This window comes from Pseudomonas moorei (genome assembly GCF_008801475.1).
Classification (GTDB): Bacteria; Pseudomonadota; Gammaproteobacteria; order Pseudomonadales; family Pseudomonadaceae; genus Aquipseudomonas; species Aquipseudomonas moorei.
Genome location: NZ_VZPP01000014.1, coordinates 80,961 through 106,295, shown reverse-complemented (window position 1 = coordinate 106,295; position 25,335 = coordinate 80,961). Strand labels below are relative to the sequence as shown.

The following is a 25,335-nucleotide window of genomic DNA, read 5'->3' as shown; positions in this document are numbered from 1 at the left end:
TTTCGACATTCCATGGCGGCGGGTGGTTATTCTCGCGAGCGCTATAGTTGCTCTGGCGATGGACGGCACTTTTCCCGCGCCAGACCGTCCTATGTGGATGATTGTTTACCTATCTTTGAGGTGTGAGTGATGAAAGCCTGGATTTGTGTGCCATTGATTGCCCTGGCGCTTGCCGGTTGTGCCGGTAAGACCGCTTACCGTGACAGTTGCGGTAGCAACCTTGACGCTGCATGGCATGAACTGGACCTGGCCAAAGCGGAAGGTTTCGCCGGGACAGTCAGTTACTCCAAGGCATTGTCGCTGTTGACCGCGGCCAAGACCCAACAGCAATTCGAGGGTTTTGAAGGCTGCTCCCACAAGGCCGAGAAGGCACGTTTCTATATTCGTGAGTCACGGGCGGGGCGTTGAGGCATGATGTGAGGCTGCTATTGGGGTAATCCCGTTCAAGGAGCAAGCGATGTCTACCTTGGTTGACCGGTTAGTCGCTCACGTTTTAGGGCTGGATGTCCATCTGCTGGCCTGCCAGGCGCGCTTGAGTGCCCGCACTGACCCGGAAGCGCTGCACGAACTGCGCACCACCGTGCGTCGATTGCGCAGCCTGTTGCGGCCATTGCGTGGCTTGCCCGGTGTCGAACAACTGGAGGCGGCAGCCTCTGCGGTTGGCCAATTGACCACGCCCTTGCGCGATCGCGAGGTGCTGGCGGCGTATCTGCTCCAGCACGGTCAACCCGAGGCGGCGCAGCGGCGCATGGCGCAGATGGTCGAAGCCTATCCTGCGGTGGCGGTCAGTCCTGAACTGGCGCATTTGCTGATGATCGTCGATGCCTTTCCGCGGTTCCTGCGGGCCGCCCAGCGTCAGGGTTTGCTCAAGGGCCTGCGCAGGCGCATCGAAAAGCGCCTGGCCAAGCAATGGAAGAAACTCGACGAGGCCCTGCACGACCCTGCCCATGACCGTCATCGTTTGCGTCTGCTGATCAAGCGCGTGCGTTATGGCATCGAAGCCTATCCCGAACTGGATCGACTGCCAGCCAAGGCTTTACCTCGCTTGAAGTCCGCGCAAAGTGCCCTGGGTGATTGGCATGACTGCTGGCAATGGCTGGCCAGGGCAGAGCAGGAGGCGGATTTGCAGCCCTGTGTCGCGGTCTGGAAAACCACCATGGTCAAGGCTGAGCAGCGTGCTGATCGTGTCCTGGATAAGCTCAGCAAGGCCTGCTTCACACCCTGAATACACTCAGGACTTGATGGGGGGGAGGTTGCCCCTCACTGGCATCCATGCACCACATCAATCCTGTTCGGCTTATCTGTCATTTAATTTGGCCGTAATCATCACTGTGCCCGCCGCGCCGGCTGGTTAAGATTCCTTCATCCTTTTCCTGCCTTGAGGTTTGCATGCGTTTTTCCGATCTGCTCGATGCTGTCCGTCGCCAGCCGCTGGAGCTGTCCATTCCGGCCGGATGGGCTCAGGGCCGAGCCAGTTTCGGTGGCCTGGTGGCTGCCTTGCAATACGAAGCCATGCGCGCCAGGGTGCCGGCGGATCGGCCGGTGCGTTCGCTGGCGATCACCTTTGTGGGACCGGTCGAGCCGGAAGTGCCGGTCAGTTTCGAAGTCGATGTGTTGCGCGAAGGCAAAGCCGTCAGCCAGGTGCTGGGCCGGGCGATACAGAAAGGGCAGGTGGTGACGTTGATCCAGGGCAGTTTCGGCGCCTCGCGCCCTTCGGAAGTGGCGGTGACGGCGCAACCGGCCCCGGAAATGAAACACTGGGATGACTGCCAGGAACTGCCCTACATCAAGGGTGTAACCCCGGAATTCATGCGGCACCTGGCGATGCGCTGGAGTGTCGGCGGGCTGCCGTTCACCGGCAACACATCGCGTCAGATGGGCGGCTGGGTGCGTTTGCGGGGCGATGTGAAGGAAGAGCCGGTTACGGAATCGCACATCCTGACACTGGTCGACGCCTGGCCACCGGCGCTGATGCCGTTTCTGAAGAAGCCGGCGATGGGCAGCACTCTGACCTGGACCATCGAATTCGTGCAGCCGTTGCTTGAGCTGAGCACCCTGGACTGGTGCAAATACCTCGTCGAAACCGAACATGCCGCCGACGGCTACGGCCATGCCGCCGCGAAGCTGTGGGATGCGCAAGGCCGGTTGATTGCCATGAGCCGCCAGACCGTGACGGTGTTCGCCTGATCAATGACGGCGGTGGCGCTCACGCCAGGCGCGCCACCAGCCGCCACTGAAGAAAAAACGCGGGAAGGTCAGGAACTGCTCGACCAGCAGGCGCGAGATGGCATCCTTGCGATCACTGAACGGCTCGGACGCTTGTGCCTCCAGGCTGTGACCGTGACGTTGCAAGGCCAGCGCGGCCAACAGGCCGATCACGCCGATGGCGATGTTCACGAAACTCAAGCCGAACACCCCGGTAACAATCAACAGGAACCCCAGGATGAACAGCGGCACGGCAATCAGGTGCAATACCAGATTGGTCGGATGCTGATGATTGTTCGGGTAGGCGCGCCATTGCCACGCGGGAAGGTTGGGGTGACGTTTACCCATGATGCTAATCCTCGATCCATGTTGAACACATGATTAAAGGATAGGTCTGGCCGCTGTGAGCGGCGAATCAAGCTTGGCTATTGAGGTGATAGAGGTCATGGTCAATATTGATCCTGACCGGGCCGGCACCATCGCGAGCAAGGGAGTTTTGTCAGACCACAATATGTGGCCAAGGACTATCCCTTTGTGGGAGCGAGCCTGCTCGCGATGACTCCCTCACAGCTTGAGTTGCCCGATGGCCTTGCTCAACTCCCCGGCCAATGCCGCCAGGTCATTGCTGGTCGTTGCCGAGTTGACGGTCTGGCGCACCGTGTTCTCGGTGACATCGCGAATGCTCACCACCGCCCGATTCATCTCCTCCGCCACCTGGCTCTGCTGCTCGGCCGCCACGGCGATCTGTGTATTGCTTTCGCGCATCTGCGCCACTGCGCCGGTGATTTGCGCCAGCGCCGCCCCCGCTTCCTGGGCCTGTTGCACGCAGTCGTCGGCCTTGAACGAGCTCTCTTGCATGAAGTCCACGGCATCCCGGGTTCCGGCCTGCAGCGCGGACACCATCACGGTGATTTCGTCGGTAGAGGCCTGCACGCGTTTGGCCAGGTTGCGCACTTCATCGGCGACCACGGCAAACCCGCGCCCCATTTCACCAGCCCGGGCCGCTTCAATCGCCGCGTTCAACGCCAACAGGTTGGTTTGCTCGGCGATGCTGTGGATCACATTGACCACGCCGTTGATCTTCTGGCTGTCTTCGGCCAGGCGCTGAATCATTTCGGCCGTCTGCTGCACCCCGGTGGATAAGCCGGCGATCGACCGTTGCACGCGCATGACCACTTCCTGCCCACTGCCGGCCAGGGTATCGGCCGATTGCGAGAGATCGCGGGTGGCACCGGCGTGCTGGGCAATGTGATAGACGGTGGCGGTCATTTCGTTGATGGCCGTGGCAGCCTGATCAGTTTCGCTTTGCTGGCCGAGCATGCCGTGGCGCACCTCGTTCATGCTCAGCGCCAGTCGCGCGGCACCGTCGTCCAGTTGCCGGGCGGTGCTGGCAACCGTGTTGACCACCCGTTGATAACCCGCCTGCATGGCGTTGAAGGCGTTGGCCATCTGCCCGACTTCGTCGCTGCACGCCAGGGGGACGCGGGCCGAGAGGTCGCCGGTTTTTTCGACGTGGAGCATCACATCCTTCAAGGTGTTGAGCTGGCTGAGCAGGAAGCGGATCAGCAATTGCGAAGCCCCAAGCATCGCCAGCATCAGGATGAACACGGCCACGGCGTAGTTGGCAAAACGCTCGCTGAATACTTGGCTGAGGCTCGGACCATGGGCGATCACTGCGACTTGCTGACCATCAGCGCGGGTGAATGCCTCGGCGCCAATGAGCAGGTTGTCACCGAACAACGGCATGGAGTCGATCTCGACCCAGCCCTTGGCATCGGTCAGTTCCAGCACAGGCTGCCCGTTGAGGAGCGGGGCATGTCCGCGATCGGAGATCAGTACATTGTCAGCTTTTGGCAACGGCTGTCCCGCAGGCCAGGCGCCGAGTAATCGCGCCTGGGCCAGGACCGATGCCTGGGCGGCATGACTGCGGGCTTGCTGTTCCAGCTGCACAGCGTATAGCACCAGCAGCAGGGTGGTGACGAAGGCGACGGCATTCACCGCCCAGAATTTGTACTTCAGCGAGATATTGCTAAGCCAGGCACCCATGGAGGTTTTCTCTGATAGCGGAAACAGCATTGGCAAGGTGCCAGTATTGTGCCGCTATGCAGGTTGCCGAATGTTGACATGCGTCAATGAGCCACCGCTTCAACCTGTGGGGCGAGCTAGCTTGCGATGGCGGTGAATCAGGCGCCGATAATGTTGACTGACACTCCGTCATCGCGGGCTAGCCCGCTCCAACAGGGTTTGATGATTACTCGGGAATCGAAGGCAGGCCAAAAAACACCCGCGCGCAGGCTGTGGTGTGAGCGGCCAGATCTTCCTGGCTCTCCCCGCGATGCAACGCCACTTCGCGCAGCACTTCGGTCAGGTAGGCCGGTTCATTGCGGCCATTCTTCGGCTTGGGCCGAAGGCTGCGTGGCAACAGGTACGGTGCATCGCTTTCGAGCATCAGGCGCCCGCGCTTGATCTCCTTGACCAACGGATGCAAATGGGTGCCCCGGCGTTCGTCACAGATCCAGCCGGTAATACCGATGTGCAAGTCCAGGTCGAGGTAACTGAACAGCGCCTTCCGTTCGCCGGTGAAGCAATGCACCACGGCGGCGGGCAGGTGATCGCGGAAGTCACGCAGGATGTCGAGCAGACGCTGGCTGGCGTCCCGCTCGTGAAGAAAAACGGGCAACTGCAATTCGACCGCCAGCGCCAGATGCTCCTCAAGGACTTTTTCCTGCTGCGGGCGCGGCGAGAAATCGCGGTTGAAATCCAGCCCGCATTCGCCCACGGCGACCACATTCCGTTCCTGGAGCAAACTGCGCAAACGCCGGGCACTGTCGGCGTTCCAATCGCTGGCCGAGTGCGGGTGAATACCGGCCGTGGCGAACAGCCGCTGAGCGCTTTCGTCCAGTTGCTGGCATAACTCCAGCGCCTGTTCGCTGCCCTCGACGCTGGTGCCGGTGAGCACCAATTGGCAAACCCCGGCCGCGTAGGCGCGGTCGAGTACAGCCTGGTGTTTGTCGGCAAAACTGGGGTTGGTCAGGTTGACGCCGATATCGATGAGTTGCATGGTGCTACCTCGGACCAAAGGCCGGAAAGCATATCAGTGTAGATTTATAAGAAAAGCCAAGAACTACAACGAGTTAAAGCTGTCTTTTGATGCCACGAGCCAGGACAGGGTGGTTGATGTGCCATCACTGTGCCAGTCTTTCGCACTTTGCCAGCGCTCCAGGCGCTCTGTTTTTTCGTTTGATTTCATGAAATCACTCATGTGATCAACCTGAATTCTTTCCGGAGAGTGGATGATTCGTCCCTCGGTTTTGCTACTGCTGTGTTGTTCGCTGCTGCTGCCGATGCCGGCGGTTGCGCGTCTGCCCGGGCCGCTGCAAGCCGTGCCGGCGACCAAGGTGCGTGATCTGACGGACATTCGCAGCAGTCGCGTACTGCGTGTGCTGGTCAATCAAAGCCGCAACAGCTCCGGGGAAGTCCAGGGACAGCCCATTGGCGTCGAATACCATCGCTTGCGGGCCTTCGAGCAATACCTCAATGGCTACGCCCGTGATGGTCAGGAAATCACCCTCAAGATCATTCCCAAAGCCAAGGATCAATTGCTCGGCGCGCTGCAGCGCGGGGAGGGGGATCTGGTCGCGCCGGGCGAGTTGCTTGACCTGCAGGCGGGTTACGCCGTCAGCACCAGTGAACCGATCGCCAGCAACATCCCGCTGGTGTTGGTCGGCATAAAAGGCGAGCGCCGGTACACCCGCCTCGAACAACTCTCGGGTAAAACCCTGGCCTTGCCCACCGGCAGCGCTGCCGGGGACGCCGTCAGCCAGATCAATCAGAAACTCGCCCTGCATAAACTGCCGCCCGTGAAGATCGAGTGGGTCGATCCGACACTGGCGGTCGAGGACGTACTGGAGATGGTCCAGGGCGAGATTTTTCACCTGACCATCGTCGAACAACCGATCGCAGAGCGTTGGGGCAAGATCCTGCCCAAATTGCGTTTCGATCGGCAGGTGCAAATCAGCGATCCGGGCGAGGAGTTCTGGTTCGTGCGCCGCGACGCGTCGATGCTGCGGGCCAGCATCGATCGCTTCCTGACCACTTATAAGAAACCGTCGGATCAGGATGCCGATTTCCTGCGGATTTATCGGCGTCTGTATCAAGTGCACTATCCCTTGGCCAAGGAAGACCGCCAGCGCCTGGAAAAGCTGCGCCCGGTGCTGCAGAAACATGCGGATGCCCAAGGCATGGACTGGCTGAACCTGGCCGCGCTGGCGTTCAAGGAGTCCGCCCTGCAACCCGCGGCCGGTGGTGGCGACGGTCCGACCGGCCTGATGCAGATCACCTCGTCCGCGGCTCAGCGTGTAGGCGTCAACAATATTCAGAATCTGGATGCCAATGTGCAGGCCGGGGCCAAGTACCTGGCGATGATTCGCCGCAAGTTCTTCTCCAGCCCGAAACTCAACGAGCGTGAGCGCATGGCGTTTGTGCTGGCGGCGTACAACATCGGTCCGGAGCGGGTGCAGGGGATGCGCGCCGAAGCACGGCGTCGAGGGTTGAATCCGAATCAGTGGTTTTTCCAGGTGGAGCGCATCGCCATGGAGCAGGTGGGGATGGGACCTGTCAGCTATGTTAATAGTGTGAACAAGTATTACTTGGCGTTCGATCGGGAGCGGGAGTCGTTGGAGCCCCAGGGGCAGAAGGTTGCCCTACGAAAATGATCGAATAAACTGATTGTTATGGCGGGTTTTTTGCGCTTTTAACATGATATTTACTGATTAATATAGCGGCCAACCAACCCATACTCTCTAAGGATGACGCAGCATGAGCACACTGATTAACAAGGTTCTGTTTACCCGCGCCGGCTATGGCCTGACCGTTCTGCGAATTTTTGTCGGCATCATCTTCGCTGCCCACGGCTCGCAAAAACTCTTTGGCGCGTTTGGCGGTTATGGCCTGGCCGGCACCGCGCAGTACATGGAAAGCATCGGCCTGGCGCCGGGCTATCTGATGGCGACACTGGCGGGCGGCACTGAGTTTTTTGCCGGCCTGGCCTTGATCATCGGGTTGCTGGTGCGTCCGGCGGCACTGGGCCTGACCTTTCTGTCGCTGGTGGCAATCTTCTCGGTGCACATCCACAACGGCTTGTTCATGGCCAACAACGGTTATGAGTTCGCCCTGGCGCTGCTGGGTGGCAGCATCGCCGTATTGATCGAAGGTGCGGGCAAGCTGTCGGCCGACCGCGCCATCGCCGGCTGACCGCTCTGACTCAACCCATCAGGCCCGCATCGCGCGGGCCTTTTTGTTGCGCGTCATTCTTGACACTGTCCGGTCAGCTTCAATAGGATGCTCGTCATGCGCCGATTTAAACAGCTACTTGCGGGGCGCCAGGTGACTCATCGAGTGGCCGTCAGAAGCTTTGAAAAGAGGCTTCGAAATACCGCTAAAGCGCTGGTTCGGTGTTGCCTCTCACCTGCCATGCAGACTTTTGAGGCAGAGACACGACACGATGAATGCACTCAGCCCCGTTGTACGTCCCGCGCCGATTACGGCACATCTCACCCAGCGCAATCCAAAAATCCTGCTTGGCGGTAAACATCAGCCGACGCTCTTGCGTTATCTCGATGGCTGGCCACGTCGTTCCGGTGGACCGGCAGCGTTCTTGATCCAGTTTGTCGAGGACGGAGAGTCCCTGGCCCGGTTTGCCAGCGACAGTTTCGATCTGGCGGTCATTCAATCGCCCAGCGCCGCAGAGGCGGTCGAAGTGATCAGGCAACTGACCCGTGTGGCCCGCCAAGGGCTTATCACCCGTCGCTGAAATTCAGAGTGCTAAAACGCTTCTCCGGCGTCCAGTTTGGCCAGCAGATCCTGGCCACGTTGCCAGAGTGCCTGCTGCTTGGCGTCTGGCATGCGGTCGAGGTTTCTGTAAACCATGGCCATGCGTTGATTACCCCGCAGCAGGTCGCGATGGCGCATCAGAAAATGCCAATAGAGCGAGTTGAAGGGGCAGGCGTCCTCGCTTGTGCTTTCGCTCACCTTGTACGCGCAGTCACGGCAATAGTCAGACATGCGTTTGATGTACTGCCCGCTGGCGCAGTACGGTTTCGAGCCCAGATAACCGCCATCGGCGTGCATGACCATGCCCAGTGTATTGGGGAGTTCTACCCAGTCGAAGGCGTCCATGTAGATCGCCAGGTACCAGTCGCAAATCTGGCTCGGGGCCACGCCGACGAGCAGTGCAAAGTTGCCGGTCACCATCAGTCTCTGGATGTGATGGGCGTAGGCATGTACCAGGCTATGGCCAATCGCCTGATGCATGCAGTTCATTTGCGTGTCGCCGGTCCAGTAGAACTCCGGCAACGGCCTGCTGTTACCGAAGAGATTGCCGCTGGCATAGTCCGGCATTTTCAGCCAGTAGACGCCACGCACGTACTCACGCCAGCCGATCAGTTGCCGAATAAATCCTTCGGCCGCATTCAGCGCAATACTGCCTGACCAATAGGCGGCTTCCACATCACTGCACAGCTGACGCAGGTCCAGCAGACCGATATTGAGCGCCGCGCTGATACGGGCATGGAACAGAAAGGGTTCGTCGCTGGCCATGGCATCCTGATAATCGCCAAAGGCGGCCAGGCCATAGTCCAGGAAATAGTCCCACAGCGCCTGTGCCTCGGCGTGGGTCACGGGATAGTCGAAGGTGTCCAGGGAGCCGTAGTGGTGGCTGAAGTGTTTGCTCACCAGCGCTATTACTTCTCGGGTGATCGAGTCCGCGCAAAAGCGTGCCGGGTACGGAGGTTTTACGCCTTTGGGCAAGGCCTTGCGGTTTTCTGCATCAAAGTTCCAGGCGCCGCCCACCGGAGTGCCGTCGCCATTGATCAGCAGGCCACTCTTGCGCCGCATCTCGCGGTAGAAAAACTCCATTCGCAGCTGCTTTTTGCCTTTCGCCCAAGCCGAGAACTCCACACGGGAACAGAGAAAACGCGAATCGGCATGCCACTGGACCGGTAAGCCGAGATCCTTGATCGACTGCTCCAGGCGCCAGTCGCCGCACTCAGTCAGGTGCAATTCCTCCGGCTGCAACAGCGACTGCCAGCGCTGTAGCTCCCCAGGCACCGAGCCGGTGTTGTGCGGATCATCCAGGGCGATGTATTGCACACGGCTGCCACGTTGCCGCAACGCCTCGGCAAAATGGCGCATGGCGCTGAAGATAAGCGTGATTTTTTGCGGGTGATGGGGGACGTGGCTGGCTTCCTCCATCACCTCTACCAGCAACACCACATCGAGCTCGCTATCCAGCCCCTTCAATGAGGCCAGATCAAACGATAACTGGTCGCCCAGGACCAGGCACAACCGACGGGTCTTTTTCATCGGGCAGTGGCCGAGTTCACAGGCTCACCAAGGCGCAGCCAGCGAAAAAGGCATGCGCATCGACTCGATGGGGCCTTCGCGCACGCCGCACATCTCATCATGAACACACTGCTGCACCAGCACGCAGGGAAAGGGCGGGACAAGTTGCAGCAATTCACGCAGGTGACTGACGGAGCGCAGGTGCATCGGTTTCGCGGCATCGTCCAGCAGCGTGAACTGACCGTGATCCAGCCTGACACGTGCCAGATAAAAACCGCCCTCCAGTGACAGCAGCTCAAGTTCGCGGATTTCGCCCTTCGAGGCCCGCTCGGTCAACGCTTGCAGATTCAAGGTGCACTCCTTGCCTACCAGAGTAGGCGTTCGCTGTCATAAGCAGAGAGATTGCCGCTATCGGCAGGCGCCAAGCAGTCAATCGGGGATAACCGTTTTCCCGTCCGGAAGTTAAGGGCGGCGCCCGATCAGTTGCAGGAACTCCTGGCGCGTTGTGGACGACTCACGAAAGGCGCCGAGCATGACCGACGAGGTCATCACCGAGTTTTGCTTCTCTACGCCGCGCATCATCATGCACATGTGCTTCGCTTCGATAACCACGGCCACCCCGGCGGCATCGGTGATGTGCTGGATGGCGTCGGCAATTTGTCTGGTCAGGTTTTCCTGTATCTGCAAGCGACGGGCGAACATGTCGACCACTCGCGCCACTTTCGACAGGCCCAGCACTCGCCCGGTAGGGAGGTAGGCCACATGGGCCTTGCCGATGAAGGGCAGCATGTGATGCTCGCACAATGAATACAGCTCGATGTCGCGCACGATGACCATCTCATCGTTCTGCGATTCGAACAGGGCGCCGTTGCTCACGTCCTCCAGGCTCATCGTGTAGCCGTTGCACAGGTATTGCATCGCTTTGGCCGCGCGCTTGGGCGTGTCCAGCAGTCCTTCGCGCTCTGGGTTCTCGCCGACGCCGACGAGAATTTCACGGTAATGCTCGGCTAATGATGGGTTCACGTTGTTTTTCTCAGCCATACGGCCTTCAGGAAAGGGACTCCCCTGGCGGCAGGGGAGTGCTGGTCACTCAAGGTTTGATGCCCCCACACCCGTCACCCAGCGCTTATCGGCGAATCTGTCATGAAGGGATGACTGGCGCCGCGTTCAGGAACCTGATTTCCCGAGCGCCGAGCGGGCATTCACCGTCAACGTACTGTGTGGAGTGGTACTGTGTTTATTGTACATGATCGCGATTGTTGTATAGGTTTTGTATAAGATAGGCGGAAAAAAACCGACTGACAATGGTCGCCACGCTTGTTCGTATCATTGGCTCCCAGGGCGGGCTGGATAAGTGATACGGAACCCGCATCGCCAAGAGCGTCTAAGGTTCATGGACATATTCAGCCATGCCAAAGGAACGACTCATGCTCACATCTCGCACATTGGTTGTTGCTGTAGCTTGTCTTGCGCTGGTCTCCGGGTCGGCAACTGCATGGGCTGACCCTGGTAATGGAAAGGGCCAGGGAAATGGCAAGGGAAATCCGCAAAACAGCCAGGGCCATGGCAATCAGGGTGGGCAGGGCAGCAAAGGCAAAAATGCCGGGGGGGACGACTGGGAGGATGGCCCCAGTATCAATCATGGAAGCGTTCTCGGGATCGTGGGCGGATACCGGGATTACTGGAGCCCCGGCCCTGCATTGCCCCCCGGCATCCAGAAAAACCTCGCGCGGGGCAAGCCGCTACCGCCGGGGATTGCGAAGAAGCTGGACAGTCGATTGATTGGCAGGCTGCCTCATTATGACGGTTATGAATGGCAGCAAGCGGGCACCGACTTGATACTGGTCGCGCTGGCAACCGGGATCATCTATGAAGTCCTCAACGGTGCGTTTGATTAACGATTGAGTGGCGGGCAATCAGTCCTTGTTCTCTCCTGACGGTTTTCAACTTTTGCAGCCTTGATCCTGCCCATTCCCACTCTGGATGCGGTTTACCTGAACGCAGCTGGCTGAAGTTATGATACGAACGCGCCGGGATACCGGCGTCTTCGCTGTGAACCCGTGGACAGGGCGCTGCACATTCGTGCCCGGATAATTGTTAGTGAGAGGCCCGTCTTGAGCACCAACATCATCACGAAGGAAGGTCATGAGGCTTTGAAGCAGGAGCTTGATTTCCTTTGGCGAGAAAAACGCCCCGACACCACGCGCAAGGTCACCTGGGCGGCATCGCTGGGCGATCGCAGTGAAAACGCGGATTATCAGTACAACAAAAAGCTGCTTCGGGAAATCGATCGGCGCGTCCGATACCTTCGCAAACGGCTCGAGGATGTCCGGGTTGTCGAGTATTCACCCGAACAGGAAGGAAAGGTGTTTTTCGGGGCTTGGGTCGAGATCGAAAACGAAGCAGGGGACATCAAGAAATTCAGGGTCGTGGGGTATGACGAGATCTACGGTCGCAACGATTACATCTCGATAGATTCGCCGATGGCGCGTGCGCTTCTGAAGAAAGAGGTGGGGGACGAGGCCGTTGTGCAGACCCCCACCGGAGAAGTGTTGTGGTGGATCAATGAGATTTCATACCGCAAACAGGATGAGCCCCTCGAATAACTGCAATCTTCAGGGACCGGTGCAGGGTTGAATGTATCAACCCTCGCGCAGGACTGTCAGGGGGCTGGCGTTCAGGGCGCGGCGCGTGCCGAACACCCCGGCACCGCCGATCAGTACGGCCCCGATCAGCGGCAGCAGCAACAGCCACGGATGTGGATGCCAGGGCAGGTCAAAGGCGAAACGGTAAAGCACCAGGCTCACGACCTCCGACCCCAGCGCTGCCAGTAATCCGCTGACGGCGCCCAGCAAACCAAATTCGATCCGCCGCGCCTTGACCAGCAACTGGCGTTCCGCCCCCAGTGCTCGCAGCAGTGCGCCCTGACGAATGCGTTCATCCAGGGTCGCCTGCAGGCCGGAAAACAATACCGCCATCCCGGCCGCCAACACGAACAGCAGCACGTATTCCACCGCCAGGGTGACCTGGGCGAGGATGCTGCGCAGTTGCTCAAGCAAGGCTTCGACTTGCAGGATCGTCACTGCCGGAAAACTGCGGGACAGGTCGACGATCTGCTGATCATGGCCCGCGGACAGGTAGAAGCTGGTCAGATAAGTCGCCGGCAGATCCTTCAGGGTGCCGGGCTGGAAGATCATGAAGAAATTCGGCTGGAAGTTGTCCCAGTTGATTTCCCGCAGGCTGGTGACTTTCGCCTCGCGGTTGACCCCGCCGACACTGAATACCATGTGGTCACCGAGCTTGAGTTTCAGGCTTTCAGCGACCTTGCCTTCAACCGATACGCCAGGCACTTCGTCCGGAATTTGTTCTTGCCACCAGTGGCCCGCCGTGAGTTTGTTGCCCGCCGGCAGGTCCGCCGCCCAGGTCAGGCTCAGGTCACGCTGGATCGCCCGATCACCAGCTGAATCCTTGCTGACGATTTGCTGCACCGGTTCACCGTTGATGCTGATCAGCCGTCCTGGCACTACCGGGTAGAGGGGGGCCGATTGCGCCGACAGTGAGATCAGGCGATCAGTAAAGGCTTGTTTATCCGCGGGCAGGATGTTCAGTGCGAAGTAATTCGGTGCGTTTTTGGGTAACTGGTTTTGCCAGGTGTCCAGCAACTCGCCGCGCAGTAGAGCGATCAACGCCATTGACAGCAGGATCAAACCGAACGCCAGGGACTGACCTGCGGCAGCCAGCGGATGACGCAGCAATTGGCCAAGACCGAGGCGCCACGGCAGGGACGCACGGGCGAGCATGCGCCGCAGGCTTTTCAACAGCAGTAGCAGCAACCCACCCAATACCAGCGCCGCAATCATGCCGCCGCCCAACAGGGCGAACGTCAGCAGCAGATCCAGGCTCAGGCGCCACATGATCAGACCCAACGCAGCCAACGCGGCGCCATAAACCATCCAGGTACTGGACGGAATGGGCAGCATGTCGCGGCGCAACACCCGCAAGGGCGGCACCCGGCCCAATGCCGCCAATGGCGGCAAGGCAAACCCGGCCAATGCCACCAGCCCGGTACCGATTCCGGCGAAGGCCGGGAACAGGCCGCCCGGTGGCACGTCGCTCGGCAACAAGTCGTGCAGCAAGGCAAACAGACCGAGTTGCGCCAGCCAGCCAATGGCCGCGCCGCTGATGCTGGCGAGCAGTCCGAGCACGGTCAGTTGCAGACTGAACAGCACCAGGGTTTCGCGCCGGGACAGGCCCAGGCAGCGCAACAGCGCGCTGGCATCGAAGCGGCGGGTGGCGAAGCGCGTCGCCGACAATGCCACCGCGACCCCGGCGAGCAAGACCGCCACCAGACTGGCCATGTTCAGGTAACGTTCGGCCTTGCCGAGCGCACCGCCAATCTGCCGGTTGCCATCGCGGGCATCCTGGATGCGCTGGTTGGCCGCCAGACCAGGCTTGATCAGTTGGCGATAGGTTTCCAGCGCCCGGGCATTGCCACGCCAGAGCTCGCGATAACTGACTCGACTGCCGGGTTGCACCACGCCGGTTGCCGCGAGGTCGTCGAGATTGATCAGAACCCGCGGTGTCAGGCTGTAGAAATTGCCGGCACGGTCGGGTTCGTAGGTCAGCACCCGCGCCAGGGTCAGGGTTTTCATGCCGACATCGATGCTGTCGCCGATCTTCAGGTTCAGCGCGGTCAGCAATCGGGCTTCGACCCAGGCTTCGCCGGGTTTCGGCCCGCCACCATGTGTTTCCGGGGCGAATGGGGCAGGGGCGCTTTTCAGTTCGCCGCGCAATGGGTAGGCATTATCGGCGGCCTTGATACTCGACAGTTGAATGCCATTGTCGGTGGCGATGACGCTGGAAAACTCCACCACTTGCGCATGTTCGAGGCCCAGATCGGTGCCGCTTCTTATCTGCTCCGGGCGCGTCGGTGAGCTGCCCTCGAGCAACAGGTCGGCGCCGAGAAACTCGGTGGCGCGCAGCATCATGGCGCCGTTCAGGCGGGCGCCGAAATAACCGATGGCCGTACTCGCCGCCACGGCCACCACCAAGGCGAAAAACAACACGCGCAACTCACCGGCGCGGGCGTCGCGCATGAGTTGGCGGATGGCGAGGCTGAACAGGCGCACAAACGGCAAGCGTGCCATCAAGGCTCCAGGGGGGCGACCAGCAGGCCGGCTTCGAGGCGGATCAGGCGCCGGCAACGGTGTGCCAGGCGTTCGTCGTGGGTCACAAGCACCAGGGTCGTGCCGCGTTCCTTGTTGAGTTCGAACAGCAAGTCGCTGATGCGCTCGCCGGTATGGCTGTCGAGGTTGCCGGTGGGCTCATCGGCAAACAGCACGTCGGGCTCGGCGGCAAACGCCCTGGCTATCGCCACGCGCTGCTGTTCACCGCCGGAGAGCTGGCGTGGCGAATGGGTGAGGCGCTGTCCGAGGCCCACGCGCTTGAGCAATTCGGTAGCCCGTTCACGAGCATCTATGCGGCCGTCGAGTTCCAGCGGCAACATGACGTTTTCCAGGGCATTGAGGCTGTCGAGCAACTGAAATGACTGGAAGACAAACCCCACATGCTCGGCGCGAATGCGGGCGCGCTGGTCTTCGTCGAGGTTGCTCAGGCTTTGTCCGGCGAGGGTGACTTCACCACTGCTGGGCAGGTCGAGGCCGGCGAGCAGGCCGAGGAGGGTGGATTTGCCCGAACCGGAGGCGCCGACGATGGCCAGGCTGTCGCCCTTGTTCAATTGCAGGCTGAGTTCGTGCAGGATAGTCAGTTCACCTTCCGCGCTGGGGACCACTTTGCTGAGGTTCTTCGCGGTGAGAATGCTTGCGCCCATGGAGAATCCGATGCGTGTGTGGTTTTTGAGTGCTGGCCTGGCCTTGCTGTGCATGGCCCAGAACGCAGCGGCGGGTACTGTCCTGATCGTTGGCGATAGTATCAGCGCCGGTTTCGGCCTGGATACCCGGGTGGGGTGGGTGTCTCTGCTTGAACAACGGCTCAAGCGCGAAGGTTTCGACGAGAAGGTGTTCAATGCGTCCATCAGTGGTGATACCAGTGCTGGCGGCCAGGCGCGCCTGCCGGCGCTGCTTGCAGAGCATAAGCCGGAGTTGGTGATCCTCGAACTTGGGGGTAACGACGGCCTGCGCGGAATGCCGCCAACTCAATTGCAACAAAATCTTGCCTCGATGATCGACAGCTCCCGTGCCAGCGGTGCCAAGGTACTGTTGCTCGGCATGCAGCTGCCGCCCAATTATGGCAAGCGTTACACCGACGCCTTCGCCGAGGTCTACAGCAATCTGGCCAACGAGAAAAACATCCCGCTGGTGCCGTTTTTCCTCGACGGCGTGGGCGGTCATCCGGACTTGATGCAGGCCGACGGCATACACCCGGCAGCCGGGGCCCAGGACAAGTTGCTGGAGAATGTCTGGCCTACCTTAAAACCGCTGTTATGACTCTTTTCTAGGCGCGGGCTTTCGGCTAAGGTGGCGCCCCCGATTTGGAGCCCCCGATGCCGCGTCCCGCCTGGTCACTTTTTGCCTATCAACTGATCGAGCCTGACGAGCAGCTGGATCTGTTCGCCTGCCAGGAAGTGCGGGTGCATCTGGTGACCCGTCAGCTGGAGCTGGGCGGCTCGGCGGACCGTACCTTGTGTGGCAGCCTGCTGCCGGCGCAGCCGCGCTGGTCGAGTGTCGATCGCCGGGTGTTCCAGGACCAGCGCCTGTGTTCGTTGTGTCGGGCGATTCTCGAGTCGCAAAAACGCGGCACCTCGCCGATCTGGCCAGAGCTGCGGTTCGAGCTGTAAATCGTCAACGATAGCAAGCTATCGGCCAGCTCCCCGAAATAACGGACGGCGGTGTACAATCGCGTCCTTATACCCTCTGTTGATCATGCGAAGGATTTTCCGGATGTTGCCGCGCTTTCCTGCCGTCACCCGCTGCCTTACCCTTGCCGCCCTGTTTGTGGCCGGCCCAGCCGCAGCGTTGGAGTTCCCCCTGCCACCACCCGGTGAGGACATCATCGGTCAGGTGCAGGTGATCAAGGCCAAATACGAAGACACTTTTGCCGACCTCGGCACGGCCTATGATCTGGGCTACACGGAAATGGTCGCGGCCAACCCGGGCGTCGATGCCTGGCTGCCGGGCGCCGGCACTGAAATCATCCTGCCGACTCGCTTCATCCTGCCGCCGGGTCCGCGTGAAGGCATCGTGATCAACCTCGCCGAGTACCGCCTCTACTACTACCCGAAAGGCAAGAACGTGGTGTACACCTTCCCGCTGGGGATCGGGCGTGAGGGTTGGGGCTCGCCAATCGCCCACACCACCATCACTGCGAAAACGCCTAATCCGACCTGGACCCCTCCAGCGTCGATCAAGGCTGAGCACGCCGCCGACGGTGACCCGTTGCCGAACGTGGTGCCGGCTGGACCGGATAACCCGCTGGGGCCGTTCAAGTTCAGCCTGGGCACGCCTGGCTACCTGATTCACGGCTCGAACAAGAAATTCGGCATCGGCATGCGCACCAGCCACGGTTGCTTCCGCATGTTCAACAACAACGTGCTGGAGATGGCCGGCATGGTGCCGGTGGGTACCTCGGTTCGTATCATCAACGATCCGTACAAGTTCGGCGTGAGTGGCGGCAAGGTGTATCTCGAAGCTCACACCCCGCTCGATGACAGCGGCAACCCTTCGGTGGTCGACAAGCACACTGCGGTGATCAACGCGATGCTCAAGCGTGAAGACATCACCAACAACCTGCGCATGAACTGGGACGTGGTGCGTGACGTTGTTGCTGCAGAAGACGGCCTGCCGGTGGAAATCGCCGTGCCGAGCAATTCCGCGCCGATGGTCACGAGTGCACCGCTTGACCCGATGCAATAAGCCTTGAAAAGAACCCGCCGACGCAGGCCGCGTCGGCGGGTTTTTTATTGCCTGCGACAAACGCCGGGCAATAAAAAAGCCGACCCAAAAATGGGTCGGCTTGATAACAATCCCGAAGGATTATTACTTGCGGCTAGCTTTGTCCAGCATGCGCAGAGCACGCTCGTTAGCTTCGTCAGCAGTCTGTTGTGCTTTTTGAGCAGCAGCCAGAGCTTCATCAGCTTTACGGTAAGCTTCGTCTGCACGAGCCTGGGAGCGAGCTGCTGCGTCTTCAGTAGCAGTCAGACGTGCTTCGGTTTCTTTCGATGCGCTGCTGCAACCGGTAGCCAGAACTGCGGCCAGAGCCAGAGCAGAGAATTTCAGAACGTTGTTCATCGTGTTCCCCTTCAAGGACTTTCCATTAATTAGCTATCTCCTCAGAGTGAGGAATTAGCCGGCGTACATACTACCCATTACTTGTCGTAAGTAAACTGACGTAAAGCAAGAAGCCAAAAAAATTGTAGGCGTTGATTCTTTTTCGAGCAACTTTTAACTGCATTGTTTAAAAAATATCCAGCTACAAGGCCCGAGCCTGAGCGAGCCAACAAGGAAAAGTTCCCCGCTCTGGAAGGCACTTCTCCCCGGTCTTGGCTAAAGTGTGTCTAGATGGATTCGTCTACACTTTCGTTCGGATCTTGTGCGGCGCCTCTCATATCTTTCTCCATGTTCAGGTGACTTTAACAAAGGGCGTTCGTCTCAAGTCTCAACATCCGGCAATGTTCAGGCTATCGACCCGGGGGGAGATCTTCGGTCGAGCCAGCCCTGCGTAACCCGGAGCGGCACCCGCCAACCTGCGTGATGACGAGCGTACCTTGAGCATTTTTGCCAATGGTGCCTACTATTTGTACGTGCTCGGTTGGGCGAGATCGGTGTAGCTCTTCTCGGTGTCCATTCAGGCACGGGGTGGCGTAGATGTTTCTTCGCCGGAAAAACATCGGTAAGGTAGGGGTCGGAATCCAAGACCCGCGAGGAGTAGTGATGAGCGAGGCGTTGTCCATCCACCATGACCAGGCTGGTCATCAGTTCGAGACCAATGTGGACGGTCATCGTGCCTACCTGACCTATATGGATCTGGGGAAACAGACCCTGGATATCTATCGCACTTTTGTGCCCAATGCATTGCGAGGTCGCGGCATTGCGGCGGCGCTGACCGAGCAGGCGCTGCAGTACGCCGAGGAAATGGGCTACACGGTCATTCCATCGTGCTCCTATGTCGAGCGCTACATGGAGCGTCACCAGCGGCATGCCGCCAAGCTGAGCCAGTAAGCTTGATAAAACGAACGCATAAAAAAACGCCGGGCTCAGCCCGGCGTTTTTTTGTCTGCAGCCAATGGCGCGATCAGGTGCGATCGCGTTTAGGCAGCACGTCCTTGAGCTTGGCGTGCATGCTGCGCAAGGTGTTTTCGGTGGCAGACCAGTCGATGCAGGCGTCGGTGATCGACACGCCGTATTGCAGGTCGGCGAGGTCTTTCGGGATCGCCTGGCAGCCCCAGTTCAAGTGACTTTCAACCATCAGGCCGATAATCGACTTGTTGCCTTCGAGGATCTGGTTGGCGACGTTTTCCATCACCAGCGGTTGCAGGGCCGGGTCCTTGTTGGAGTTGGCGTGGCTGCAATCGACCATGATGTTCGGCTTGATCTTCGCCTTGTTCAGCGCCTGCTCGCAGAGGGCGACGCTGACCGAGTCGTAGTTCGGCTTGCCGTTGCCACCGCGCAGCACCACGTGACCGTAGGCATTGCCCTTGGTGGTCACGATCGACACGCCACCTTCCTGGTTGATGCCCAGGAAGCGGTGCGGGCTGGAAACCGACTGCAGGGCGTTGATGGCCACGGTCAGGCCGCCATCGGTGCCGTTCTTGAAGCCGACGGCCGAGGACAGGCCGGAAGCCATTTCGCGGTGAGTCTGGGATTCTGTGGTGCGCGCGCCAATCGCCGACCAACTGATCAGGTCCTGCAGGTATTGCGGGGAAATCGGATCGAGTGCTTCGGTGGCGGTTGGCAGGCCCATTTCGGCCAGGTCCAGCAGCAATTGACGACCGATGTGCAGACCGTCCTGGATCTTGAACGAATCGTCCAGGTACGGATCGTTGATCAAGCCTTTCCAGCCGACGGTGGTGCGTGGCTTCTCGAAATACACACGCATGACCAGATACAGGGTATCGGACACTTCGGCAGCCAGCACCTTCAGGCGCTCGGCGTATTCGTGGGCGGCCTTGATGTCGTGGATCGAGCACGGCCCGATGACCACGAACAGGCGGTGGTCCGTGCCATCAAGAATATTGCGAATGACTTCGCGGCCCTTGGTGACGGTGCGCAGGGCAGCGTCGCTCAGTGGAATGTCACGCTTGAGCTGGTCGGGAGTGATCAGCGTCTCGTTGGAGGCGACGTTTAAGTCGTTGATCGGTAAATCAGCCATCGTTTACTCGTCAGGTCACGGGTGCCGGCCGCCAGCGAACCCGCGCGGCGGAGCACAGCAAATTAAGCGCGTCGGGGAGCGGAACCTTAGCGCGTTACACCGTGGCTCGACAATGGGCAGCAATGGCTTTAATCCAGCATTGACTGTGCAAATGCCCGGCTCACCGTGTCATGGGAAAACTCGTCGGCGTGTTCCTGAACCCATTCGAGGGCCAGCGCCTGAACTTCCTGCAGGTCATTGTGCGCGTCATGCTGGCGGCAGAAGCGCTCGATCTGGCACACCTGCTCGCCCATCCGCGCGCTGAACAGCGTCTGCTCGTCGACGAAGGCAATGCCCACCAGATAGCCGTGTTTGCGTCGCAAGCACCACGCGACGTAGCCCAGAAATCGCAGGTCGGGGTTCACGGTCGGCATGCGCACTTCCAGTGCCGTGCCGTGTCGCCAGGCGCGGTGATAGTTGCAAGCCATGCCCCCGAGGCTGGTAGTGTGCAGCTGTTGCCGTGAAATACACTCAGGTGTCAGCAACGTCAATTCAACGGGCACTTCGTCAGGATGAGGAATAAAACGTCCCATGAACACGGACTCCATGTGTCGGCCATCTGACATTGTTTCCCCCAGTATAGTGGTCGAATTGGAACTGACTGATTTCGACGCCGACCAAAGGCTGCTGACGATGAGCGGCGTTTCGCTGGTGATATTCACCAGCGTAGGCTGCTCCAGTTGCCGTTTTGCCCGTGAACAATTGCCGTCTCTGGATCTGGCCGTCGATCAGCTGTGCTGGATCGATGCCGGCAATAACGGTGGAGTGGTCGCGCGTTATCAGGTCTTTCATTTGCCGGCGCTGTTTGTCGTACGCGACGGCGAGTTTTTCGGGGCATTGAACTCGCGCCTGACCGCCACCGAACTCAATCGGGCGGTACGCAAGGCGCTGAGTCGAACAGCAGAGGAGTTGCCATGATGGGGGCAGTTGCCAAACCGACAATCGGTGTTATCGGAACCGGTGCAATTGGCGGTTTTTACGGTGTGATGCTGGCACGTGCCGGTTTTGATGTGCATTTCCTGTTGCGTAGCGAGTTTTCCGCGGTGGCCGAACGCGGGCTGCACGTCGACAGTGCGCCCTACGGGGCCATGACCTTGAACCCGGTCCAGGCCTACTCGTCGGCTGAAGACATGCCGCCGTGCGACTGGCTGCTGGTCGGCGCGAAAACCACCAGCAATGTGGACCTGGCGCCCGCCATACTTCAGGCTGCCGCGCCCAACGCCAAGGTATTGCTGCTGCAAAACGGCCTGGACGTCGAAGACAGCCTGCGTGAGTTACTCCCCGATTCGCTGCACGTGCTCGGCGGGCTTTGTTACATCTGTGTGCATCGCGAAGGTCCGGGTGTCATTACCCATCAGGCGCTCGGCGCGGTACATGTCGGCTACCACAGCGGCCCCGCAGCCAATGAGGCGGCGCGTGCGGCGATTGTCGAGGAAGGCGTAGGACTGTTTCGTGCCGCCGGTATCGATTCCCAGGCGATGGCGAACCTGCACCAGGCGCGCTGGCAAAAACTGGTCTGGAATATTCCCTATAACGGTCTGTCGGTTTTACTCGGGGCGAGCACTACTCCGTTGATGGCCGATCCCGACAGCCGCGAGCTGATCAAGGCGCTGATGGCCGAAGTGGTTCAAGGGGCCATCGCTTGCGGGCATGATGTGCCGGCGGGCTATGCCGAGCATCTGTTCATGGTCACCGAAAAAATGCCCGATTACTGGCCAAGCATGTATCACGACTTCCTGCACAAGCGCCCGCTGGAACTGGCCGCCATTTATGCCCGTCCACTGGCAGCCGCCAAAGCGGCGGGATGTGAAATGCCACGCATCGAGGCCTTGTATCGCAGTTTGAGTTTTATCGATCGACGTAACACCTGAGTCGATCAACCAAGGGGGGGAAGGGCATGCCAAAGGCAATTGACGACAAGCTGGTACTGGCGATTTCTTCGCGCGCGTTGTTCGACTTGAGTGAAAGCCACAAGGTCTACCTGTCGAGTGGCGTCGAGGCCTACCGGCAATACCAGATCGAACATGAGGACGAAATCCTCGAGCCGGGCGATGCCTTTCCGTTGGTGCAAAAACTCCTCAATCTCAATACCAGCCTCGGCCGCGCCCGGGTCGAGGTGATCCTGGTGTCGCGCAACAGTGCCGACACCGGCCTGCGGGTGTTCAACTCGATCCATCACTATGGCCTGGCGATTTCCCGCGCAGCCTTTGTCGGGGGGCGTAGCCCCTATCCATACCTCAAGGCGTTTGGTTGCGATTTGTTTCTGTCGACCCATGCCGAAGACGTGCGCAACGCGCTGGACGCAGGCTTCGCCGCGGCGACCATTCTGTCGGGAGGCGCCAGCCGTGCGGCCAGCGATGAATTGCGCATCGCCTTTGACGGTGATGCGGTGCTGTTTTCCGACGAATCGGAGCGCGTCTATCAGGCCGGTGGTCTGGAAGCGTTCCAGGCCAGCGAGCGCGAAGCCGCCCGTGAGCCATTGCGCGGAGGGCCGTTCAAGGGGTTCCTCGCGGCCCTCAATTTATTGCAGCGTGAGTTCCCGGACGACGCCTGTCCGATTCGCACAGCCCTGGTGACGGCGCGCTCGGCACCCGCCCATGAACGGGTGATCCGCACATTGCGAGAGTGGGACATTCGTCTGGATGAATCGCTGTTCCTCGGAGGACTCACCAAGTCGGCCTTTCTGGAAGCCTTTGCAGCTGACGTGTTCTTCGACGATCAGGCCGGTCATTGCGAACTGGCCCGCGAAGTCGTTGCCACCGGGCATGTGCCCCACGGCATCAGCAACGAGCAAAAGGTTTAAACCCCGCCGTTCAACATGTTACGCCGGGCGTCGTACCCGGCTGGGCACTGCTAAGCTGAATCAATCTCCGCCATCTTGGCACTCGAGGAGGTCATATGATTCATTCGATGCTGTATGCCACTGACCTCGGCCTCTACGCACCACTGGTGATGCAGCATGCCCTGGCGTTGGCACGGACATTCAATGCCGACCTCTACGTGGTGCACGCGGTTGAGCCCATGGGGCTGTTTGCCGAATCGGTGCTGCAGAGTTATCTCGACGAGCAGGCGTTGAACGAGTTTCACAGTCAGGGCCTGAACACGGTCATTGCCAACATCGAACGGCAGGTGCTCGACAGCTTTCGTGAAGAATTGGGGGATGAGGGGGCTCAGGATCTGGAGCGGATTCGGGCGGTGCGGGTGCTGCAGGGCGACCCGTCACAGGTGATTCTGGACCAGGCGCAGAAACTCTCGGTCGATTTGCTGATCCTAGGTAGTCACAGCCACGTTGCTGGCGCGGAAACGCCTTTGGGGCGCACCGCCGCGCGGGTCTTGCAACTGGCGCAGGTGCCGGTCTATCTGGTGCCGCTGGTGCAGCGTCGTCGCCAAGGGGATCGCTAGACCACGAATGAATAGTGGCAGTTTGATAAAAAAGTTCTAGATTTATTCTTCAAGCCATTAATATAGTTATATACCGTCGCTGATGCCCGTGGCGTCTATTTGCTTTGAGGGATTCATATGAAGCTTCAACAACTGCGCTACATCTGGGAAGTGGCGCACCACGACCTCAACGTTTCCGCTACCGCCCAAAGCCTTTACACCTCGCAACCGGGCATCAGTAAACAGATTCGACTGCTGGAAGACGAACTGGGCGTCGAGGTCTTCGCCCGCAGCGGCAAGCATTTGACCCGTGTCACCCCGGCCGGCGAGCGCATTATCACCACCGCTGGCGAGATTCTGCGCAAGGTGGAAAGCATCAAGCAGATCGCCCAGGAATTCTCCAACGAGAAGAAAGGCACCCTGTCGATCGCCACCACCCACACCCAGGCGCGTTATGCATTGCCGCCGGTGATCAGCAATTTCATCAAGCAATACCCTGACGTGGCCCTGCACATGCATCAGGGTTCGCCGATGCAGATCGCCGAAATGGCCGCCGATGGCACCGTGGATTTCGCCATCGCCACTGAAGCGCTGGAGCTGTTTGGCGATCTGGTCATGATGCCGTGCTATCGCTGGAACCGCTGTGTGGTCGTGCCCCAGGGTCACCCGCTGACCAAGCTGTCGAAGCTGACCCTCGAAGCGCTGGCCGAATACCCGATCGTGACCTATGTGTTCGGTTTCACTGGCCGTTCGAAGCTCGACGAAGCGTTCAGTCATCGCGGCCTGACGCCGAAAGTGGTGTTCACCGCAGCCGACGCCGACGTGATCAAGACCTATGTCCGCCTTGGACTGGGCGTGGGCATCGTGGCGAAAATGGCGGTCGACACCAAACTCGACAGCGACCTGGTGGTGCTCGATGCCAGTGAGCTGTTCGAATCCAGCATCACCAAGATCGGTTTCCGTCGCGGCACTTTCCTGCGTGGTTTCATGTGCGACTTCATCGAGAAATTCGCCCCGCACCTGACTCGCGAAGTCATGGCCAAGGCCATCCAGTGCCACAACAAGCAAGAGCTGGAAGAGCTGTTCGACGGCGTCGAATTGCCGGTCCACTAAGCCTGTTTATACGACCTCGGTGACAGCAAACTGTTGCCGAGCGCCCGCCACCTGAATCTCCACCTCATCGCCCTCGAATTTGCCCAGCAGGCTTTTGCCCAGCGGTGAGCGCGGGGTAATGACGGTAATCAGTTGCCCCACCAGATCGACCTTCAGGCCTGCTGCATCAGGTGCCAGAAACAGCCATTGCTCGCGACCCTTTTCGTCCTCCAGGCCCAGTAGCGCGCCGACTTCAATACCGCGCCGCTGGTCATAAGGGCGCAGTATCAGGTTTTGGCACAGCGCCAGCGATTGCCTGATTTCTTCGACACGCCTGGCCTGGCCAGCGGCCAGATAGGACGCCTCCAGCCCCAAGGTGTCGTACTTGTTTTCGGCGATGTTTTCTTCGTGGGTCGCGGTTTCGTAAGCGGTCTGTGCGGCGCGTTCGGCGATGTCGAGATCAACGCGCAACTTGTCGAGAATCAGCTGGTGGACGGTTTGTTTGTTCATGGTCAATCGCAGAATTGCAAAACGTTGGCGCGGCTTTTCTCGCTCGGTGCGGTGTGGTCCTGTTGTAGCCAGAACTGGCACTTGGGGTTCGACAGATTGCGAGTGCTGCTGCGAGCCTGATCGAGCCTTTGTGCCTGCTCGTTCTTGCGCAGGTTCTCTTCGTATTGTTCGAACAGCGGGCTCTGTGGAGGAATGTCCGGCACCGGTTGTGTAACGGGCGGGTTGGCCAGTTGCTGCACCGCCTGGGCCACGGGGGCCAATTGCTCTTTGAACAAAAAGTGTGATGCGAGCCAGCAGGTCAGCGCGATGGCGATGAACCCCAGCCACAAACCGAGGGCGATGCTGCCGCTCAGTTGTAAGGTGTTGAGCTGAATGGTCAACGGGCGGCGCGGGTTGGGACGGTAGGGCATGGCTGCCTCCTGGCGATGGGCGCGGGCGAGT

The 25,335-nt window shown here is 59.7% G+C and carries 31 protein-coding genes; 17 read left to right on the top strand and 14 right to left on the bottom strand.

Annotation, left to right across the window (positions count from 1 at the left end):
* The first annotated feature begins 129 nt into the window (after nucleotides 1-129).
* The 3 genes from F7R06_RS24810 (at nucleotide 130) to F7R06_RS24800 (ending at nucleotide 2,187) form a co-directional block, all read left to right on the top strand.
* On the top strand, nucleotides 130-408 hold the full coding sequence (locus tag F7R06_RS24810) for a hypothetical protein (RefSeq protein ID WP_007991739.1): 279 nt from the start codon (nucleotides 130-132) through the stop codon (nucleotides 406-408).
* Nucleotides 409-457: 49 nt separating this feature from the next.
* Nucleotides 458-1,225 carry a CHAD domain-containing protein gene (locus F7R06_RS24805; RefSeq protein WP_090317996.1) on the top strand — a complete coding sequence of 256 codons (768 nt, stop codon included), beginning with the start codon at nucleotides 458-460 and terminating at the stop codon, nucleotides 1,223-1,225.
* Nucleotides 1,226-1,389: 164 nt separating this feature from the next.
* Entirely contained in the window at nucleotides 1,390-2,187 is a 798-nt protein-coding gene (locus F7R06_RS24800; RefSeq protein ID WP_090317999.1) for an acyl-CoA thioesterase, read from the top strand.
* Here F7R06_RS24800 and F7R06_RS24795 read toward each other — a convergent pair whose 3' ends face one another.
* The 4 genes from F7R06_RS24795 to F7R06_RS30805 form a co-directional block, all read right to left on the bottom strand.
* On the bottom strand, nucleotides 2,188-2,553 hold the full coding sequence (locus tag F7R06_RS24795; protein ID WP_090318003.1) for a terminase: 366 nt from the start codon (nucleotides 2,551-2,553) through the stop codon (nucleotides 2,188-2,190).
* A 216-nt stretch (nucleotides 2,554-2,769) separates the two neighbouring features.
* Nucleotides 2,770-4,251 (bottom strand): methyl-accepting chemotaxis protein, encoded by a 1,482-nt coding sequence (locus tag F7R06_RS24790; RefSeq protein ID WP_090318006.1) that lies wholly within the window; start codon nucleotides 4,249-4,251, stop codon nucleotides 2,770-2,772.
* A 205-nt stretch (nucleotides 4,252-4,456) separates the two neighbouring features.
* A complete protein-coding gene (locus F7R06_RS24785) occupies nucleotides 4,457-5,266 on the bottom strand; it encodes a TatD family hydrolase (protein WP_090318009.1) in 810 nt (269 codons plus the stop codon).
* 63 nt (nucleotides 5,267-5,329) lie between these two features.
* Nucleotides 5,330-5,467, bottom strand: a complete 138-nt coding sequence (locus F7R06_RS30805; RefSeq protein ID WP_159437782.1) for a hypothetical protein — start codon at nucleotides 5,465-5,467, stop codon at nucleotides 5,330-5,332.
* A gap of 31 nt (nucleotides 5,468-5,498) precedes the next feature.
* Between F7R06_RS30805 and F7R06_RS24780 the strand changes: the two genes are divergently transcribed.
* The 3 genes from F7R06_RS24780 to F7R06_RS24770 all read left to right on the top strand — a co-directional run bounded on the left by F7R06_RS24780 (nucleotide 5,499) and on the right by F7R06_RS24770 (nucleotide 8,017).
* Nucleotides 5,499-6,920, top strand: coding sequence for an MltF family protein (locus F7R06_RS24780; RefSeq protein ID WP_090318012.1), 1,422 nt, complete (start codon nucleotides 5,499-5,501; stop codon nucleotides 6,918-6,920).
* Nucleotides 6,921-7,023: 103 nt separating this feature from the next.
* Nucleotides 7,024-7,458: a DoxX family protein gene (locus tag F7R06_RS24775; protein ID WP_090318016.1), complete on the top strand. Its 435-nt coding sequence runs from the start codon at nucleotides 7,024-7,026 to the stop codon at nucleotides 7,456-7,458.
* 250 nt (nucleotides 7,459-7,708) lie between these two features.
* The gene (locus F7R06_RS24770) at nucleotides 7,709-8,017 is read left to right on the top strand and encodes a hypothetical protein (RefSeq protein WP_090318019.1); all 309 of its coding nucleotides are present in this window, start codon (nucleotides 7,709-7,711) and stop codon (nucleotides 8,015-8,017) included.
* 11 nt (nucleotides 8,018-8,028) lie between these two features.
* Here the strand turns inward: F7R06_RS24770 and F7R06_RS24765 are convergent, their stop codons facing one another.
* From F7R06_RS24765 to folE, 3 genes are all read right to left on the bottom strand, one after another.
* Entirely contained in the window at nucleotides 8,029-9,567 is a 1,539-nt protein-coding gene (locus tag F7R06_RS24765; RefSeq protein WP_090318022.1) for a cryptochrome/photolyase family protein, read from the bottom strand.
* 24 nt (nucleotides 9,568-9,591) lie between these two features.
* Entirely contained in the window at nucleotides 9,592-9,897 is a 306-nt protein-coding gene (locus F7R06_RS24760; protein ID WP_090318024.1) for a DUF6482 family protein, read from the bottom strand.
* Nucleotides 9,898-10,008: 111 nt separating this feature from the next.
* Entirely contained in the window at nucleotides 10,009-10,569 is a 561-nt protein-coding gene (gene folE, locus F7R06_RS24755; protein WP_090318386.1) for a GTP cyclohydrolase I FolE, read from the bottom strand.
* 404 nt (nucleotides 10,570-10,973) lie between these two features.
* Here folE and F7R06_RS24750 point away from each other — a divergent pair, with 404 nt between their 5' ends.
* Together F7R06_RS24750 and greB are read left to right on the top strand one after the other, a co-directional pair.
* A complete protein-coding gene (locus F7R06_RS24750) occupies nucleotides 10,974-11,444 on the top strand; it encodes an anti-virulence regulator CigR family protein (RefSeq protein WP_090318026.1) in 471 nt (156 codons plus the stop codon).
* 216 nt (nucleotides 11,445-11,660) lie between these two features.
* The gene (gene greB / locus F7R06_RS24745) at nucleotides 11,661-12,152 is read left to right on the top strand and encodes a transcription elongation factor GreB (protein ID WP_090318029.1); all 492 of its coding nucleotides are present in this window, start codon (nucleotides 11,661-11,663) and stop codon (nucleotides 12,150-12,152) included.
* Nucleotides 12,153-12,188: 36 nt separating this feature from the next.
* Here the strand turns inward: greB and F7R06_RS24740 are convergent, their stop codons facing one another.
* Both F7R06_RS24740 and F7R06_RS24735 read right to left on the bottom strand, forming a co-directional pair.
* Nucleotides 12,189-14,693, bottom strand: coding sequence for an ABC transporter permease (locus F7R06_RS24740; protein ID WP_090318032.1), 2,505 nt, complete (start codon nucleotides 14,691-14,693; stop codon nucleotides 12,189-12,191).
* Nucleotides 14,693-15,376 (bottom strand): ABC transporter ATP-binding protein, encoded by a 684-nt coding sequence (locus F7R06_RS24735; protein WP_090318037.1) that lies wholly within the window; start codon nucleotides 15,374-15,376, stop codon nucleotides 14,693-14,695. The genes F7R06_RS24740 and F7R06_RS24735 overlap by 1 nt, the downstream gene beginning before the upstream one ends.
* A 10-nt stretch (nucleotides 15,377-15,386) precedes the next feature.
* Here F7R06_RS24735 and F7R06_RS24730 point away from each other — a divergent pair, with 10 nt between their 5' ends.
* The 3 genes from F7R06_RS24730 to F7R06_RS24720 all read left to right on the top strand — a co-directional run bounded on the left by F7R06_RS24730 (nucleotide 15,387) and on the right by F7R06_RS24720 (nucleotide 17,417).
* Nucleotides 15,387-15,992 (top strand): arylesterase, encoded by a 606-nt coding sequence (locus tag F7R06_RS24730; protein ID WP_090318041.1) that lies wholly within the window; start codon nucleotides 15,387-15,389, stop codon nucleotides 15,990-15,992.
* A gap of 56 nt (nucleotides 15,993-16,048) precedes the next feature.
* On the top strand, nucleotides 16,049-16,342 hold the full coding sequence (locus F7R06_RS24725; protein WP_003226812.1) for a hypothetical protein: 294 nt from the start codon (nucleotides 16,049-16,051) through the stop codon (nucleotides 16,340-16,342).
* 103 nt (nucleotides 16,343-16,445) lie between these two features.
* Nucleotides 16,446-17,417, top strand: coding sequence for a L,D-transpeptidase family protein (locus F7R06_RS24720; RefSeq protein WP_090318044.1), 972 nt, complete (start codon nucleotides 16,446-16,448; stop codon nucleotides 17,415-17,417).
* A 123-nt stretch (nucleotides 17,418-17,540) separates the two neighbouring features.
* Here F7R06_RS24720 and oprI read toward each other — a convergent pair whose 3' ends face one another.
* Nucleotides 17,541-17,792, bottom strand: coding sequence for an outer membrane lipoprotei OprI (gene oprI, locus F7R06_RS24715; protein WP_003199355.1), 252 nt, complete (start codon nucleotides 17,790-17,792; stop codon nucleotides 17,541-17,543).
* 642 nt (nucleotides 17,793-18,434) lie between these two features.
* On the opposite strand from oprI, the gene F7R06_RS24710 reads away from it, so the two are divergent.
* The gene (locus tag F7R06_RS24710; RefSeq protein WP_020800382.1) at nucleotides 18,435-18,722 is read left to right on the top strand and encodes a GNAT family N-acetyltransferase; all 288 of its coding nucleotides are present in this window, start codon (nucleotides 18,435-18,437) and stop codon (nucleotides 18,720-18,722) included.
* A gap of 73 nt (nucleotides 18,723-18,795) precedes the next feature.
* On the opposite strand, the gene F7R06_RS24705 is transcribed toward F7R06_RS24710, so the two are convergent.
* Together F7R06_RS24705 and F7R06_RS24700 are read right to left on the bottom strand one after the other, a co-directional pair.
* A complete protein-coding gene (locus tag F7R06_RS24705) occupies nucleotides 18,796-19,872 on the bottom strand; it encodes a 3-deoxy-7-phosphoheptulonate synthase (RefSeq protein WP_090318048.1) in 1,077 nt (358 codons plus the stop codon).
* 128 nt (nucleotides 19,873-20,000) lie between these two features.
* Nucleotides 20,001-20,444: a PilZ domain-containing protein gene (locus F7R06_RS24700; RefSeq protein ID WP_090318053.1), complete on the bottom strand. Its 444-nt coding sequence runs from the start codon at nucleotides 20,442-20,444 to the stop codon at nucleotides 20,001-20,003.
* On the opposite strand from F7R06_RS24700, the gene F7R06_RS24695 reads away from it, so the two are divergent.
* The 5 genes from F7R06_RS24695 (at nucleotide 20,443) to cysB (ending at nucleotide 24,405) form a co-directional block, all read left to right on the top strand.
* Nucleotides 20,443-20,829 (top strand): thioredoxin family protein, encoded by a 387-nt coding sequence (locus F7R06_RS24695; protein ID WP_090318056.1) that lies wholly within the window; start codon nucleotides 20,443-20,445, stop codon nucleotides 20,827-20,829. The two genes, F7R06_RS24700 and F7R06_RS24695, sit on opposite strands and share 2 nt — an antisense overlap.
* The gene (locus F7R06_RS24690) at nucleotides 20,826-21,782 is read left to right on the top strand and encodes a putative 2-dehydropantoate 2-reductase (protein WP_090318059.1); all 957 of its coding nucleotides are present in this window, start codon (nucleotides 20,826-20,828) and stop codon (nucleotides 21,780-21,782) included. Before F7R06_RS24695 ends, F7R06_RS24690 begins: the two co-directional genes overlap by 4 nt.
* A gap of 26 nt (nucleotides 21,783-21,808) precedes the next feature.
* The gene (locus F7R06_RS24685) at nucleotides 21,809-22,714 is read left to right on the top strand and encodes a 5'-nucleotidase (RefSeq protein WP_090318062.1); all 906 of its coding nucleotides are present in this window, start codon (nucleotides 21,809-21,811) and stop codon (nucleotides 22,712-22,714) included.
* Nucleotides 22,715-22,809: 95 nt separating this feature from the next.
* A complete protein-coding gene (locus F7R06_RS24680; protein WP_090318066.1) occupies nucleotides 22,810-23,313 on the top strand; it encodes a universal stress protein in 504 nt (167 codons plus the stop codon).
* 117 nt (nucleotides 23,314-23,430) lie between these two features.
* Nucleotides 23,431-24,405 carry an HTH-type transcriptional regulator CysB gene (gene cysB, locus F7R06_RS24675; RefSeq protein ID WP_007899921.1) on the top strand — a complete coding sequence of 325 codons (975 nt, stop codon included), beginning with the start codon at nucleotides 23,431-23,433 and terminating at the stop codon, nucleotides 24,403-24,405.
* Nucleotides 24,406-24,411: 6 nt separating this feature from the next.
* Here cysB and F7R06_RS24670 read toward each other — a convergent pair whose 3' ends face one another.
* A complete protein-coding gene (locus F7R06_RS24670; RefSeq protein ID WP_090318069.1) occupies nucleotides 24,412-24,894 on the bottom strand; it encodes a GreA/GreB family elongation factor in 483 nt (160 codons plus the stop codon).
* Between the two features lie 2 nt (nucleotides 24,895-24,896).
* The gene (locus F7R06_RS24665) at nucleotides 24,897-25,304 is read right to left on the bottom strand and encodes a hypothetical protein (protein WP_090318071.1); all 408 of its coding nucleotides are present in this window, start codon (nucleotides 25,302-25,304) and stop codon (nucleotides 24,897-24,899) included.
* Nucleotides 25,305-25,335: the final 31 nt, after the last annotated feature.